Consider the following 15,589-nt stretch of genomic DNA (forward strand, 5'->3'; position numbering starts at 1 on the left):
TAAACCGCCAGATTCCGGCAGACTGATTTAGCCAGCCTCCGGGCGGCGTTATTTGCTAATAGGAGCGTTATAATGACCTCATCTTTTGTCACCCCGGTGATATTTGGCGGTGATGATGTTGAAATGCTTTCGCGCGAGACGCTGTATGACGGTTTTTTTAAGATGGAGCTTTACCACTTCCGCCACCGGCTGTTTAATGGCGGCATGAGCCAGATGGTAACCCGGGAAATTTTCGAGCGCGGACATGCGGTGGTCCTATTACCTTATGATGCGCGGCGTGACCAGGTTATATTATTAGAGCAAATCCGTATCGCCGCCTATGACAGCAGCCCCACCCCCTGGCTGCTGGAGCAGGTTGCCCGGCGCGAGGCGGTGGAGGAGACGGGACTCACGGTGGGCCGCTGCAAACGGATGCTCAGCTATCTGGCCAGCCCTGGCGGCACCAGTGAATGTCTGACGGTCATGGTGGGGGAGGTAGACGCGCTGAAGGCCGAGGGTATCCATGGACTGGTGGAAGAAAATGAAGATATCCGTCTCCATGCGGTAAGCCGCGAACAGGCGTACCGCTGGGTGGAGGAGGGAGTGATCGATAACGCCGCCTCTGTCATTGCCCTGCAATGGCTGGCATTACACCATTAATCCTTGCAAAGAGAGTGGGCCGATTAATGATGAAGCGCTACACGTCCGATTTCCCTGAAATGATGCGGTTGTGCGAAACAAACTTCGCCCAGCTGCGCCGGTTGCTGCCGCCGATTAATGAGGTGGGCGAAACCGTCGCCTATCAGGTGCATGGCGCTAGCTACCGGCTGACTATTCAGGAGTCCACCCGCTATACGACGCTTGTGGAAATCACCCAAACTGCGCCGGTCGCCAGCTACTGGAGCCTGCCCTCGATGACCGTCAGGCTTTATCATGACGCCATGGTTGCGGAAGTGTGTTCCAGTCAGCAGATCTCTCGCTTCAAAGCGCGTTATGATTATCCGAATAAAAAGTTACATCAACGTGATGAGAAACATCAAATCAACCAGTTCCTTGCGGACTGGCTACGCTATTGTTTGGCGTATGGTGCCATGTCGGTTCCCGTTTGTTAGGCAGATTTCGATAACCAAGGACAATCTTTGGAAAGCCTGTTGAAACTTCCTGTGGCGCGTGGGGCCAATATCAGGATTTTACAAATCACCGATACTCACCTATTTGCAGGTGAGGACGAGACGTTGCTCGGGGTGAAAACGTTTCGCAGCTACAGCGCGGTGCTGAAGGCGGTACAGGCTGAACAGCGGCATTTTGATTTGGTGGTCGCTACGGGCGATCTGGCGCAGGATCACTCGCCGCAGGCTTATCGGCATTTCGCCGCCGGCATAGCCCGGCTGCCTGCGCCCTGTGTCTGGCTGCCGGGCAATCATGACTTTCAGCCGGCGATGGTCGATGTGCTGGCGGAGTGCGGGATTTCCTGCGCCAAACAGGTGTTGATAGGCGACGAGTGGCAATTGCTGCTGCTGGACAGCCAGGTTTACGGCGTGCCTCACGGCGAACTGAGTGACTACCAGCTCGAGTGGCTGGCGCGGGCGCTGGCCAGCCAGCCTGAGCGCCATACGCTGCTGTTGCTGCATCACCATCCTTTCCCCTCCGGCTGTATCTGGCTTGACCAGCATAGCTTGCGCAACGCCCATATGCTGGCGGAGGTGCTACAGCCCCATCAGCGGGTGAAGACCCTGCTGTGCGGCCACATTCATCAGGAACTGGACGTTGATTGGCTGGGCCGGCGCGTGCTGGCGACGCCTTCCACCTGCGTGCAGTTCAAGCCGCACTGCACCAATTTTACCATTGATACCCTTGGTCCCGGCTGGCGCTATCTCGACCTGCTGCCGGGCGGCCTGCTACAGACCGAAGTGCACCGGCTGGACGGGGCCGAACACCAGCCCGACACCGATTACGAAGGCTACTGATGGCGACGCTGCTGTATCTCCACGGGTTCAATAGTTCCCCCTTGTCTGCCAAGGCCAACGCCCTCGGTGCCTGGCTTGCGCGCCATCATCCCGAGATTGAGCTGCTGGTGCCGCAGTTGCCGGTTTATCCCGCCGACGCGGCGGAAATGATGGAAACCCTGGTGATGGAGCGGGCCGGGGAAACGCTGGGGCTGGTCGGATCGTCCCTCGGTGGCTATTTCGCCACCTGGCTCTCGCAATCCTTTTTGTTGCCAGCGGTGGTCGTCAATCCGGCGGTGCGGCCGTTTGATCTGCTCACGGGCTATCTGGGGGAAAACCTGAACCCCTTCACCGGCGAGACATATGTTCTGGCGCCACGGCATATCTATGATTTAAAGGTGATGCAGATCGACGTGCTGGAGTCGCCGGATCTTATCTGGCTGCTGGCGCAAAGCTGCGACGAGATCCTCGATTATCGCCAGGCGGTGGCCTACTACACCCACTGTCGCCAGACCGTCGAGTCCGGCGGTAACCATGCATTCGTGGGATTTGACCATTATTTCTCCTCTATCGTGCATTTTTTGAGGCTTACCGTCGGGTGAGGTCGCAAACCGGGCGGCGCAGAATATCTGCTTCCCGAAGGCCGGCCTTTGCGGTAGGCTCTCCAACAATTTGTCACGAAATATGATTTAAGCCATGACTCAATCAAGCTATAACGCCGACGCGATAGAAGTACTCAGCGGACTGGAACCGGTCCGCCGCCGCCCGGGGATGTACACCGATACCTTGCGGCCCAATCATCTTGGACAGGAAGTCATCGATAACAGCGTCGACGAGGCGCTTGCCGGCCACGCCCGGCGCATTGATGTGATTTTGCACCCCGATCAGTCGCTGGAAGTCACCGACGACGGGCGCGGTATGCCGGTGGACATTCACCCCGAAGAGGGTGTGCCGGCGGTGGAGTTAATCCTGTGCCGGCTGCATGCCGGTGGTAAGTTCTCCAACAAAAACTATCAATTTTCCGGCGGTCTGCACGGCGTAGGCATCTCGGTGGTCAACGCCCTGTCAACCCGGGTCGAGGTGACGGTGCGCCGCAACGGCAACGTATACCGCATTGCGTTTGAAAACGGCGATAAAGTCGAAGACCTGAGCGTGGTCGGTACCTGTCCCAAGCGTAATACCGGTACCAGCGTGCATTTCTGGCCGGACGAACATTTTTTCGACAGTCCCCGCTTTTCGGTGTCGCGCCTGACCCATTTGCTGAAAGCGAAGGCGGTACTGTGCCCTGGCGTGGAAATCGTTTTTCAGGATCGGGTCAATAATACCGAGCAGCGCTGGTGCTACGAGGCGGGTCTGACCGATTACCTGAATGAAGCGATCAACGGGCTTATCACGTTGCCGGAGACACCCTTTGTCGGTGCGGTGAGCGGCGATACCGAAACGGTGGATTGGGTGCTGTTATGGCTACCGGAAGGGGGGGAACTGCTGACAGAGAGCTATGTCAATCTGATCCCCACGCCCCAGGGCGGAACGCATGTAAACGGGCTGCGTCAAGGGTTGTTGGACGCGATGCGCGAGTTTTGCGAATACCGTAATATTCTGCCGCGCGGCGTCAAGCTGTCGGCGGACGACATTTGGGAGCGCTGCACTTATGTGCTCTCGGTGAAAATGCAGGATCCGCAGTTCGCGGGCCAGACCAAAGAGCGTCTATCGTCGCGGCAAAGCGCCGCCTTCGTTTCCGGCGTGGTGAAAGATGCCTTTATTCTATGGTTAAACCAGAATATACAGGTGGCGGAACAACTGGCGGAGCTGGCGATCGCCAGCGCCCAGCGGCGCCTGCGCGCGGCGAAAAAGGTGGTGCGTAAAAAGCTGACCAGCGGGCCGGCGCTGCCGGGCAAGCTGGCCGACTGTACCGCCCAGGATCTGGTGCGTACGGAGCTGTTTCTGGTGGAAGGGGATTCGGCGGGCGGATCCGCCAAGCAGGCGCGTGACCGCGAATATCAGGCGATCATGCCGCTGAAGGGGAAGATTCTTAACACCTGGGAAGTCTCTTCCGATGAAGTGCTGGCCTCCCAGGAAGTACATGATATTTCGGTGGCGCTGGGTATCGATCCCGATAGCAACGATTTAAGCCAGCTGCGTTACGGTAAAATCTGCATCCTGGCGGATGCCGATTCCGATGGTCTGCATATCGCCACGCTGCTGTGCGCTTTGTTCATGCAACACTTTCGCAAGCTGGTGGAAGAGGGGCATGTTTATGTGGCGATGCCGCCGCTCTACCGTATCGATCTGGGTAAAGAAGTTTATTACGCCCTTGATGAGGAAGAAAAAACCGGTGTGCTGGAGCAGTTGAAGCGCAAAAAGGGCAAGCCCAACGTACAGCGTTTTAAAGGTTTGGGTGAAATGAACCCGTTGCAGCTTCGCGAAACGACGCTTGATCCCAATACCCGTCGGTTGGTGCAGTTAACGGTCGGCGCGGACGACGTGCAGCAGACGCTGGCGATGATGGATATGTTGCTGGCGAAGAAACGTTCGGAAGACCGTCGCAACTGGCTGCAGGAAAAGGGCGACGAAGCAGAAATCGAGGTCTGAGCGACTGGCACTGCCGACATGTCCATCAGACGTCGTGGGTTTCCGCTTTATGGCGTCATGCTTAGGAGCCGCTTTCTGACGTTATACTTACGAGCCGCTCATCGCCAGCGCTATGCGGTGGCGGTGGCCCGAGGGGGCAACCTGCAAGACGCCGTCGAGCTGTTTTTTTACCTCCCCAGTCCTCTCCTGACAGCGCCGGATTTCGGTGTTAAAGGCTTTTAACAGGCACTTTAGGCTAAACCTCCCCTTCCACGGCAGGCGCCGACGTTAGGTTGCTGGCGTCGGGCGTCGGTGTTAGTATTTGGCTATCAAGACATATAGATGGCTAGATTCCCGGACGGCACCTCTTCGGCGGATCATACAAGGACGCTTATGCGGAAAACATGCAATTGGCTGAACTGGTCGCCGCCTGTCGTTGGATAGGGGCGAAGGGCTGGAGCCCGGCTACCGGCGGCAATATGTCGCAGCGGCGAGACGTGCACAGCTGCTATATCACCGAGTCCGGCCTGGATAAAGGCCACCTCGACGCCGGCGATTTTCTCACGGTGGATATCCAGACTGGCGCGGCGCAGCCCGGCCGCCGGCCTTCGGCTGAAACCGGCTTACATACCTTCCTTTACCGGCGATTTCCCGAGGTCGGCTGCGTTCTCCATACCCATTCGGTCAGCGCAACGGTGCTGTCGCGGGCGGAGCAGGGAAGCACTCTGCGATTGTCCGGTTACGAGATGCAAAAATCGCTGACGGGACAAACCGATCATCGTGAGGAAGTGGCGATTGCCGTTTTTGATAATTCTCAGGATATTCCTGCGCTGGTGCAGCGCATTGCCCTGCAAGATGCGCTAACCCCCCTGCGCTATGGTTTTTTGATGTGCGGGCATGGCCTGACCTGCTGGGGGCGGGACGTGCGCGAGGCCCGGCTCCATCTGGAAGGTCTCGAATTTTTGTTTGAGTGCGAGTGGCGCCGCCGTCTGCTGGAGGCTCAATGATCCAGGCGGTGATTACCGATATTGAAGGCACTACCAGCGATATTCGCTTCGTGCAAGAGGTGCTGTTCCCCTATGTCCGTGAACGTTTGGCGGAGGTAGTGCAAACCCGCGCCGCTGATGCTGAGATCGCACAGGCTTTACAGGGGCTGCGCGCGGAGATCGGTCGGTATGATGCCGACAACGCGCACCTGTTGACGGTGCTGTACGGTTTTATGGCTGAGGATCGAAAATCATCCGCGCTGAAAACCCTGCAGGGCATTATCTGGAGTGAAGGCTATCGGTAGGGGCTGGTGCTTGGCGTTTATTCGTCGGGATCGGTCGAAGCGCAGCAGCTGCTGTTTGGCCATAGCGTCAAGGGCGATCTGCGACCTCTCTTCAGTCAATATTTTGATACCCATGTGGGCGCGAAACGGCACTGCGACTCCTATCAGACTATCGCCGCCGAACTGGCGCTGCCGCTGGAGGCTATTTTATTTTTATCCGATGTTTATCAGGAGTTTGATGCAGCCCGTGCTGCCGGATGGCGTACCTGTCAGCTTATTCGCGACGAGAATATCGCCGGAGGCAGCCATCCGCAGGCGCATCGTTTTGATCAGATAAACCTGCAGGAGTTTGTTTAATGAGAGCACTGACCATTTATTCTGATACTGATGCCACGGCACCGCGTTGGCAAAGCCACGAGGGTGACGCCATCCAGCGTGAGCTGAACGCTATCGGCGTGCGTTTCGAGCGCTGGCAGACCGATCGCGAACTGGGGGCGAACCCCGACGCCGATACGGTTATCGCTGCCTATCAAGATGCGATCGATCGCCTGGTGGCGGAAAAGGGCTATCAAAGCTGGGATGTCATTAGCATGCGCCCGGATAATCCCCAGCGCGAGACCCTGCGCACCAAATTTCTGGCGGAGCATACCCATGGCGAGGATGAAGTACGGTTTTTAGTCGAGGGCGCCGGTCTGTTTTGCCTGCATGTACAGGGAAAAATCTATCAAATACTGTGCGAAAAAAATGATTTAATCTCGGTACCGGCCGGCACGGCGCACTGGTTTGATATGGGCGAAGCGCCCAGCTTTACCGCTATCCGGGTGTTTGACAACCCGGAGGGGTGGATTGCCCGTTTTACCGGAGATGCTATTGCTGATGAGTATCCGCGTTTGGTGCGTTAAGTTAGCGGTAGCGGGCTACTCATGGCTGCAGTGCCCGCCTGACCGGTTCGGTCAGCGTCTGCCGGTAAAATAACCGCTTCCCCGGCGCGACACCGCCTTAGCCTAACGGCCGGCTGAACAGCCCTTCTGCTACCTGCTGCGGCGTCACGATGCCGGTATCCAGCACCCAGCCATCAATAAGCGCCGCCGGCGTGACGTCGAAGGCCGGATTGTAGACCTCCGCCCCGGCCGGCGCCCACTGGCACTGGCCGAAGCTGCCGGCCACGCTGGTTACCTCGGCGTCGTCGCGCTGCTCAATGGGGATGGCCTCGCCGCTGGGCAACGGGCGTCGCAGGTGGTATGGGGCGCTGCCACACTAAAACGGCACCCCGTGCCAGCGGGCCAGTACGGCCAGGCTATAGGTGCCAATCTTGTTGGCGACATCGCCATTGGTAGCAATTCTGTCGGCGCCGACCCAGACGGCGTCCACTTGGCCGCGCGCCATGAGGTCGGCCGCCATGCCATCGCATATCAGCCGGTAAGGTATGCCCTGTTTGCCCAGCTCCCAGGCGGTAAGCCGGCCGCCCTGCAGCAGCGGTCGGGTTTCATCCACCCACACCTGGGCGATATTGCCCTGACGGTGGGCGAGAGCGATGACGCCCAGCGCGCGGATGTGCTCTACCAACTGCGCCACATTCTCCGCTGGATGCCAGCGCTGCTGCTGCGGCAGCGCCTGCTGATCCAAAATCCATAGCTGATTATCCCTCACCTACAGGCTGGTAGTGCTAAACGTCCGCATCGCTATTATCCCTATCTGGTTATTGCATCTGGTTTGCTATTCTGCGAACATGCTATCAAGATGTATAGACGTCCACATGGTTTTACGCCTTTACGGCCTTTTGCAGCTCATCAGGGAAGTCGCTATGACAGCTTACCGTACCCTTACCGCCGATGACGCGGTAGTCTATGCCCGCCGTTTTGCCGGCCTAAGCCACCCCGAGACGCTTTGCGCCGCGCAGGAGGTCGGTGACGGCAATCTTGATTTGGTGTTTAAAATTCTTGATGCTGATGGCGTCAGCCGGGTCATCGTCAAACAGGCGCTGCCGTATGTCCGATGCGTGGGTGAGTCCTGGCCGTTAACGCTTGACCGCGCGCGTATCGAGGCGGAAACGCTGTTGATTCGTGGCCGTTATTGTCCGGCTCATACGGTGAGGGTCCTGCATCATAATCCGCAACTGGCGACGATAGTGCTGGAGGATCTTTCCGACCACCGTATTTGGCACAGCGAGCTGGTCAAGGGCGGCTGGTATCCTGAGGCCGCCCGCCAACTGGGCGAATATCTGGCGCAGACGCTGTTTCACACCTCTGATTTTTATCAGCCCCCCGAAGAGAAAAAAACGAAGTTGCCCGTTTCGCTAATCCTGAGATGTGCCGGATAATGGAAGATCTGTTTTTTTACCGACCCCTATCGCGTCCATGAGTGCAACTCCTATGAGCCAGAGCTGGCGCAAGACGGGGCGGCGTTGCGTAACGATCGGGAACTGAAGCTCCGGGTGGCGGCGCTGAAGCACCGTTTCCTGATGAAAGCGGAATCGCTGCTGCATGGGGATATTCACATCGGATCCCTTTTTGTCGCCCACGAACGACTGAAAGTGATCGATGCCGAATTCGGCTACTATGGTCCGGTGGGCTTTGATATCGGCACCACGATCGGCAACTTGCTGCTTAATTATTGCGGTTTGCCGGGGCTGTTACCGCTGCGCGAAGCCGCGGCGGGACGCGAGCAGCGTCTGCGTGACGTCCAGGTGGTTTGGCAGGCGTTTAGCGAAGGGTTCCGCGCCCTGGCGGCGGAAAAGAGCCGGGATGTCGCGCTGGCTGAACCGGGTTATGTACAGCTGTTTTTGCGCGAAGTGCTGCAAGATGCCATAGGTTATTGCGGCACCGAACTTATCCGGCGCACGGTGGGGCCGGCGAACGTGAGCGACCTTGACGGCATTCAGGATGCCGGGATGCGCCACGCCTGCCAGCGCCAGACGCTGGCGCTGGGCAAAATGCTGCTCCTCGCTGCGCCACAGATTCACGACGCCGCCACGTTGGATGCCCGCATACGTCAACATGCCTGAGCGGCTGCCGTTACCTGGGGCCGGGCGCCGGTTTTTCCCTCGCACGCACGGCCCGCACCGGCATGGGCGGAATGGCTTTCTGTCCGGCGCTGTCCGTTGCGCGAGGGACAATTTTCTTGCTATTGATACGATAAATCCTGATTCCTCTTCTATACTTAAATAACGATATCATGGAATTATGGTCAAAACGATACTCACTTAACAAGAAGGAACAGGGAATGAAAATATTTCTGTGGATAATTGCCATTATTTTTATCGTCGGCCTGCTGACGTTGACCGGTGTGTTTAAATTGATCTTCTGATGCCGACCGGCGCTAATGGCATACCCGTTAGCGCCAGCCTCCTGCCGCTTCGCCTCGCGTAACGTGGGGATAAAAAGAGTAAGCTGCCGCTTACCGCCTTTCGGTCATGACTGCCGACTTCAGGCGTTACGTTTCTCCAGAATATGAAAAGTCACATCCATCACATCGTCACGAATATTGGCGCGGTGGGCATCCATATGCGCCATTTGCTGGTGTTGCTCCAAATGACGGATGCTCTTCCATTGTTCCAGCATAAAGATTGAGTCGGGTGTGGTTTTACGCCACGGTATTTGCGCTTTATAGTCGGTGAGCAAGGTGTATTCGCCGCATCCGTCTTCGGCCAGTACGTTTGGCCTGAGCGATTCGATAGCGGCTAAAACCGCTTCTCTTCGTCCCGGTTTGACTTTGATTTCTGCAATTACCGTGATCATCGCTTCCTCTGTTTGACATTCGTTTGGGGGCGCCAATAGTTAACCAAAGACGCGGGCCGGATGCCCGTGATATTTTATCACACCCGTGATTCGACCCACTTATTATACTGAATGCGTCGGCGCTTTAGCCACGCCAACCGTTTGGCGCCCGCGCGAGTACTGTGACAGCGAGGGGGAGTATAGGGTAGTATCATGTTCACGAACCCCATACCCGCGGTGTAGGGATGTGATTGCTCACGTGGCCATACCGCGGTCAGAGGAAATAATCATCAATGAGCGAGCTGACTCATGACGGCGCCGAACGCCTGGCGCTGCATAAATTTACCGAAAACGCGTACCTCAACTATTCCATGTACGTCATCATGGACCGCGCGCTGCCGTTTATCGGCGACGGGCTCAAACCGGTGCAACGCCGCATCGTCTATGCCATGTCGGAACTAGGACTGAACGCCAACGCGAAATACAAAAAATCGGCACGCACCGTCGGCGATGTCCTGGGTAAATACCATCCTCACGGCGACAGCGCCTGTTACGAGGCTATGGTGTTGATGGCGCAACCTTTCTCCTATCGCTATCCAATGGTGGATGGCCAGGGCAACTGGGGGGCGCCGGACGATCCCAAATCCTTCGCCGCCATGCGTTACACTGAATCCCGCTTGTCCCGCTATGCCGAAGTGTTGCTCGGTGAATTGGGGCAGGGCACGGTCGACTATGTGCCCAACTTCGACGGCACGCTCGACGAGCCGAAAATGCTGCCGGCGCGGTTGCCGAACGTGTTGCTTAACGGCACCACCGGCATCGCGGTAGGGATGGCGACCGATATACCGCCGCATAATGTCAATGAAGTGGCCGCCGCCGCGATTGCGCTGTTGGGCAATCCTGCCGCTACGCTAGAGCAATTGTTGGAACATGTTAAGGGACCGGACTTTCCCACCGAAGCAGAAATCATTACCCCGCAGGATGATCTGCGCAAAATCTATCATACCGGGCGTGGCTCCGTGCGGATGCGCGCGTTGTGGACCGTCGAGGACGGCGAGGCGGTCATCAGCGCATTGCCGCACCAAGTGTCCGGCGCCAAGGTGCTGGAACAGATAGCAAACCAGATGCGCGCAAAAAAATTGCCGATGGTTGAGGATCTGCGCGACGAATCTGACCATGAAAACCCGACCCGTCTGGTCATCGTCCCGCGCTCTAATCGCGTTGACCTGACGCAGGTCATGAACCATCTGTTTGCCACTACCGATTTGGAACGCAGCTACCGAGTCAACATGAACATGATCGGGCTGGACGGCCGGCCGGCGGTAAAAAATCTGCATGAAATCTTGTCGGAATGGCTGGTTTATCGCCGTGATACCGTGCGCCGTCGCCTGAATTTCCGGCTGGAAAAAGTCCTGCGCCGGCTGCATATCCTGACCGGCCTTCTGGTGGCTTACCTCAACCTGGATGAGGTGATCCACATCATCCGTACCAAGGACGAGCCAAAACAGGTTCTGATGCAGCGCTTCGAGCTGAGCGAGACGCAGGCCGATGCCATCCTTGAGCTGAAACTTCGCCATTTGGCCAAACTGGAAGAAATGAAGCTGCGCGGCGAACAGGATGAGCTTGAGAAAGAGCGCGACAAAATCCAGGCGATCCTCGCCTCGGAACGCAAGCTGAGCAACCTGCTGAAAAAAGAAATCGAGGCGGACGACGCCGCTTACGGCGACGCGCGCCGCTCGCCCCTGATAGAGCGCGGCGAGGCGAAAGCGCTGAGCGAAAATGAGCTTATGCCGTCGGAGCCGGTGACGGTGATCCTCTCGACCATGGGCTGGGTGCGCAGCGCCAAGGGCCACGATATTGATCCGAGCGGGCTCGGTTACCGATCCGGCGATAATTATCTGTCGTCGGTGCGTGGCAAGAGCAATCAGCCGGTGGTATTCATTGATTCCACCGGACGCAGCTACGCGCTGGAACCGGCCTGCCTGCCTTCGGCGCGCGGCCAGGGCGAGCCGCTGACCGGTAAGCTGACGTTACCGCCGGGCGCGGCGGTTGAGCAGATGCTCACCGGCGCCGACGAGCGAAAACTGTTGATGGCCTCCGATGCCGGCTACGGCTTTGTGTGCAGTTTCAGCGATCTGGTAGCGCGCAATCGCGCCGGTAAGGCGCTGTTGACCTTACCGGAAAACGCCAAAGTCATGCCGCCGTTGTGGCTAAACGGCGCGGCCGATAAGCTATTGGCGTTAACCGAAGCTGGTCGCCTGCTGATGTTCCCGGTCGACGATCTGCCGCAGCTGTCGAAAGGTAAAGGCAATAAAATCATCTCCATCCCCTCCGCGGATGCGGCGGCGGGCAAAGATCGTCTTGCCGGCCTGTATCTCCTGTCAACCAAAGCTTCTGTGACGTTCTACGTCGGCAAACGCAAGCTGACTCTGCGACCGGAAGATTTGCAGAAATTCAGCGCCGAGCGCGGGCGTAAGGGGACGCTGTTGCCGCGCGGACTGCAACATATCGACCGGGTGGAAATCACCGATCCTCTGGCCGGCGTCGGCGACGAGGAAACGGCCTGATAGGCACACCGACCGGGCGACGTCCGGTCGGTTTCTCTAGGCGAATAGGTGATGATCTTCTCTGTTTTCAACCGCCACCCGGACACGGGGGGAATAACCGTGTATTTTGTTAGGAAGCCGGTATACTAGCGACGGCTGAAGGTTAAGAGGTAACTATGCTCGCTATTGTTCGCACCATTCTGGTGATGCTGTTGTCGATATTGATCTGCGTTTTTGGCTTGATTTATTGCTTGTTCAGCCCGCGAGACCCTCGTCATGTTGCTACCTTTGGCCGCTGGTTCGGCCGTATGTCGCCTCTGTTTGGCATTCGGGTGGAAGTCCGTCGTCCTGAAGGCGTGACGCTGCCGCAAAATTGCATTTATATCGCCAATCATCAGAACAATTACGATATGGTCACCGCCGCGTACGTGGTGCAGCCCCGCACTGTCACGGTGGGAAAAAAAAGCCTGCTGTGGATACCGTTATTCGGACCGCTTTACTGGCTCACCGGTAATCTGCTTATCGATCGCGATAACAGCGCCCGCGCCCACAACACGCTTACCGAAATCGTGCAGAGCATTAAAAAGCGCAATATTTCCATCTGGATGTTTCCGGAAGGCACCCGCAGCCGCGGTCGCGGTTTGCTCCCGTTCAAAACCGGGGCATTTTATACCGCCATTGCCGCTGGAGTTCCTATTGTGCCGATTTGTGTTTCCAATACCTCAAACAAAATTAAACTCAATCGCTGGTCCAATGGATTGGTTATTATCGAAATTTTGCCGCCGGTGGAAACGTCAGGCTACAGCCGGGAGCAGGTGCGCGCGTTGACCAGACACTGTCGGGATGTAATGAAAAACAAGCTCGACGAACTGAATGCGGAAGTGGCTCGGTGGGAATCCCTGGAGCGCTAAGCGCGCCCGACCCGCGACGCCGGGGACGCGGCCCGCAGTGCAGCGTCGCAGCAGGCCGATGCCGAGCGTGCCTCCCCCGGGGCGGCCGTCGGAGCCATAACACTGATGCCGTGGTACGTCCAGAAAAAGACCCTGTAGCGCTGTTGCTCCCGGGGTAGGATTGACGATTTTTCGGCCTGTCCCAGGCCGGACACTACGAGAAAAGCTTTGCCGTGTCTAATGGAGCAGATATGTCACTTAGTCGGCGTCGGTTTATTCAGGCAACGGGGGCTACCCTTGCCGCCAGCGCGTTGCCGCTGCAGGCGCAAGCCGCCGAAACGCCCGTTGCGCTGCCGATCCCCCCTTTGCTTGAGTCGCGCCGTGGCCAGCCGTTATTTCTAACGCTGCAGCGCTTGCACTGGACCTTTGCCGCCGGTCGGCGCGCCGCCACCTGGGGCATTAACGGCGGCTACCTTGGCCCGACGGTGCGGGTATACAATGGCGATGACGTCAATATCATTTATAATAACCGCCTGACGGAACCCGTGGCGATGACCGTCAGCGGCCTGCAGGTGCCCGGCACGCTCATGGGTGGGGCGGCAAGGATGATGTCGCCAGGGGCGGATTGGTCGCCAGTGCTGCCCATCCGGCAAACGGCCGGCACCTGCTGGTACCATGCCAACACCCCGAACCGGATGGCGCCGCACATCTACAACGGCCTGGCGGGGCTATGGCTGGTGGAAGACGCGGTCAGTAAAGTGCTGCCGCTGCCAAACCATTATGGCGTCGATGACTTCCCGCTCATTATCCAGGACAAACGGCTGGATAACTTTGGTCAGCCGGTCTATAACCCTCCCGCTAGCGGCGGTTTTCTCGGTGATACGCTACTGGTGAACGGCGCGCAGAGCCCGTTTGTGGAAGTGTCGCGCGGTTGGGTGCGTCTGCGGTTGCTCAATGCCTCAAATTCCCGGTGCTATCAGCTGCAACTGAGCGACGGCCGCGCCATGCATGTCGTTGCCGGCGATCAGGGTTTCCTGCCGGCGCCGGTCCCGGTGATCCGACTGTCGCTGGCGCCGGGCGAGCGGCGTGAAATTCTTATCGATATGTCCAAGGGAGAAGAGGTGGCCATCACCGCAGGTGAAGCGGCCGGCCTGATGGACAGGGTTCGCGGCTTTTTTGAACCCTCTTCAATACTGGTCAATACCACGGTGTTGACGCTCAAACCGACGGGGCTGCTGCCGTTGGTCACCGATAACCTGCCCATGCGTTTGCTGTCCGACCAGCTCATTGACGGCGGTATCAGCCGCACCCGCGAGTTTTCGCTCGGCGGCTCTACGCCTGATATCAATGGTGCGCTATGGAATATGAGCCGTAACGATTTCCAGAGCTTACAGGGCAGTTTTGAGCGCTGGATAGTTCACACCAATACCCCGCAGGCGTTTCATATCCAGGGCGTGGCTTTTTTGATTAAACGTGTTAATGGTAATACGCCGTTACCGGAAGATCAGGGCTGGAAGGATACCGTGTGGGTTGATAACGAGGTTGAATTGCTGGTGTGGTTTCCACAGGTGGCGCCGGATCACTTTCCTTATCTCTATTACAGCCAGACGTTGGAGATGGCCGATCGCGGCGCCGCGGGGCAATTTGTGGTACGGCCCCAGTCTGTGGGGTAACGGCGGCCTACAGGCTGCGCCGTTGTTCACAGGGTACAGCCTGAACGCCATGGGCGGCGCACGCCGATAAGGCTGCCGGTGCCAGCGTGGCAGGGACGCTGTCTGCGCCGGTCTCGATCACTGCCATCACTCGGCCACCGAAGTCCGGTACAACCGGGCTTCTCTATGCCGAAGTTCGGCACAACCTGGATGGTCGGCGTCAGGTAAATCCTCGCATCAGACTGCCGCCATGGTATCCGGATGTGAACCCAGCCGTTTGCCGCAGTCCAGCTTGGCGATGGCGTCCAGGTCATCTTGCGCCAGATTAAAGTCAAACACAGCAAAGTTGGCGCGGATCCGCGCCGGCGTTTTGCTATATTTTTCCGCAAGTTCACGGATGATCGCCTGATCAAATACCCCTTTGCCCCCCTGCGCCAGAGGGCTCTAAGATTCGGTCAAAATCTGGTGGCGGGCATCAAAGGTCCGCAATGCCTGTTGTTGTAACAGCGGATGCAGCTCGATCTGATTGATTACCGGCACCACCCCGATTTCATCCAGCAGGCGCTGAAGATGATGCGGCTCAAAATTACACACCCCAATGCTCTTTGCCAGCCCTTCCTCCTTAAGCCTCATCATCTCGCGCCAGGCTTGTGCATAGTTATCCTGGCTGGGCACCGGCCAATGCATCAGATAAAGATCGACATAATCCAGCCGCAGCTTGGTCAGACTTTGCTCAATAGCCTTGGGCACTCTGGTTTGATCACCGTTCCATAGTTTGGTGGTGATAAACAGATCTTCCCGCGCCATCGTTGCACCCTGCAGCGCCTGACCGACACCCTCTTCATTTTTATACATCGCCGCGGTATCAATGGAGCGATAATCGGCATCCAGCGCCGCCTCAACTGCACTGACGACTTCCTGGTTAGTGGCTTTCCAGACACCCAAACCCAATTGTGGCATGGTGTGTCCATCATGGAATGTGACCGTGGGTTGCGTTGTCATGATTTCTCCTTTTTTGT

Annotated in this window: 11 protein-coding genes and 4 pseudogenes; 12 read left to right on the plus strand and 3 right to left on the minus strand. The window is 57.6% G+C overall.

Annotated features, from left to right (window positions below):
• The first annotated feature begins 72 nt into the window (after window positions 1-72).
• The 8 genes and pseudogenes from nudF to SGP1_RS02525 all read left to right on the plus strand — a co-directional run bounded on the left by nudF (window position 73) and on the right by SGP1_RS02525 (window position 6,668).
• A complete protein-coding gene (gene nudF / locus SGP1_RS02485; protein ID WP_011410130.1) occupies window positions 73-639 on the plus strand; it encodes an ADP-ribose diphosphatase in 567 nt (188 codons plus the stop codon).
• A 26-nt stretch (window positions 640-665) separates the two neighbouring features.
• The gene (locus SGP1_RS02490) at window positions 666-1,091 is read left to right on the plus strand and encodes a DUF1249 family protein (RefSeq protein WP_011410131.1); all 426 of its coding nucleotides are present in this window, start codon (window positions 666-668) and stop codon (window positions 1,089-1,091) included.
• A 27-nt stretch (window positions 1,092-1,118) separates the two neighbouring features.
• On the plus strand, window positions 1,119-1,946 hold the full coding sequence (gene cpdA / locus SGP1_RS02495) for a 3',5'-cyclic-AMP phosphodiesterase (RefSeq protein WP_011410132.1): 828 nt from the start codon (window positions 1,119-1,121) through the stop codon (window positions 1,944-1,946).
• The gene (gene yqiA / locus SGP1_RS02500; RefSeq protein ID WP_011410133.1) at window positions 1,946-2,527 is read left to right on the plus strand and encodes an esterase YqiA; all 582 of its coding nucleotides are present in this window, start codon (window positions 1,946-1,948) and stop codon (window positions 2,525-2,527) included. Before cpdA ends, yqiA begins: the two co-directional genes overlap by 1 nt.
• 94 nt (window positions 2,528-2,621) lie before the next feature.
• Window positions 2,622-4,517 (plus strand): DNA topoisomerase IV subunit B, encoded by a 1,896-nt coding sequence (parE, locus tag SGP1_RS02505; RefSeq protein WP_011410134.1) that lies wholly within the window; start codon window positions 2,622-2,624, stop codon window positions 4,515-4,517.
• Window positions 4,518-4,900: 383 nt separating this feature from the next.
• Window positions 4,901-5,503 carry a methylthioribulose 1-phosphate dehydratase gene (locus SGP1_RS02515; RefSeq protein WP_011410135.1) on the plus strand — a complete coding sequence of 201 codons (603 nt, stop codon included), beginning with the start codon at window positions 4,901-4,903 and terminating at the stop codon, window positions 5,501-5,503.
• A pseudogene (locus tag SGP1_RS02520) lies at window positions 5,500-6,123 on the plus strand (acireductone synthase). The gene SGP1_RS02515 and the pseudogene SGP1_RS02520 overlap by 4 nt, the downstream one beginning before the upstream one ends.
• A complete protein-coding gene (locus SGP1_RS02525; protein WP_011410136.1) occupies window positions 6,123-6,668 on the plus strand; it encodes a 1,2-dihydroxy-3-keto-5-methylthiopentene dioxygenase in 546 nt (181 codons plus the stop codon). Before SGP1_RS02520 ends, SGP1_RS02525 begins: the two are co-directional and overlap by 1 nt.
• 97 nt (window positions 6,669-6,765) lie before the next feature.
• On the opposite strand, the pseudogene SGP1_RS02530 reads toward SGP1_RS02525, so the two are convergent.
• Window positions 6,766-7,416 (minus strand): annotated as a pseudogene (locus SGP1_RS02530) (hypothetical protein).
• A gap of 154 nt (window positions 7,417-7,570) precedes the next feature.
• On the opposite strand from SGP1_RS02530, the pseudogene mtnK reads away from it, so the two are divergent.
• A pseudogene (gene mtnK / locus SGP1_RS02535) lies at window positions 7,571-8,770 on the plus strand (S-methyl-5-thioribose kinase).
• A gap of 421 nt (window positions 8,771-9,191) precedes the next feature.
• Here mtnK and SGP1_RS02540 read toward each other — a convergent pair.
• Window positions 9,192-9,503: a putative quinol monooxygenase gene (locus SGP1_RS02540; protein WP_011410137.1), complete on the minus strand. Its 312-nt coding sequence runs from the start codon at window positions 9,501-9,503 to the stop codon at window positions 9,192-9,194.
• A gap of 272 nt (window positions 9,504-9,775) precedes the next feature.
• On the opposite strand from SGP1_RS02540, the gene parC reads away from it, so the two are divergent.
• From parC to ftsP, 3 genes are all read left to right on the plus strand, one after another.
• Complete coding sequence (gene parC, locus SGP1_RS02545; RefSeq protein WP_011410138.1) at window positions 9,776-12,049, plus strand: DNA topoisomerase IV subunit A; 2,274 nt, start codon at window positions 9,776-9,778, stop codon at window positions 12,047-12,049.
• A gap of 155 nt (window positions 12,050-12,204) precedes the next feature.
• A complete protein-coding gene (locus tag SGP1_RS02550; RefSeq protein ID WP_011410139.1) occupies window positions 12,205-12,939 on the plus strand; it encodes a 1-acylglycerol-3-phosphate O-acyltransferase in 735 nt (244 codons plus the stop codon).
• A gap of 230 nt (window positions 12,940-13,169) precedes the next feature.
• Entirely contained in the window at window positions 13,170-14,591 is a 1,422-nt protein-coding gene (ftsP, locus tag SGP1_RS02555) for a cell division protein FtsP (protein ID WP_011410140.1), read from the plus strand.
• Window positions 14,592-14,807: 216 nt separating this feature from the next.
• On the opposite strand, the pseudogene SGP1_RS02560 reads toward ftsP, so the two are convergent.
• A pseudogene (locus tag SGP1_RS02560) lies at window positions 14,808-15,572 on the minus strand (aldo/keto reductase).
• Window positions 15,573-15,589: the final 17 nt, after the last annotated feature.

Origin of the sequence: Sodalis glossinidius str. 'morsitans' (genome assembly GCF_000010085.1) — a bacterium.
Taxonomy (GTDB): domain Bacteria; phylum Pseudomonadota; class Gammaproteobacteria; order Enterobacterales; family Enterobacteriaceae; genus Sodalis; species Sodalis glossinidius.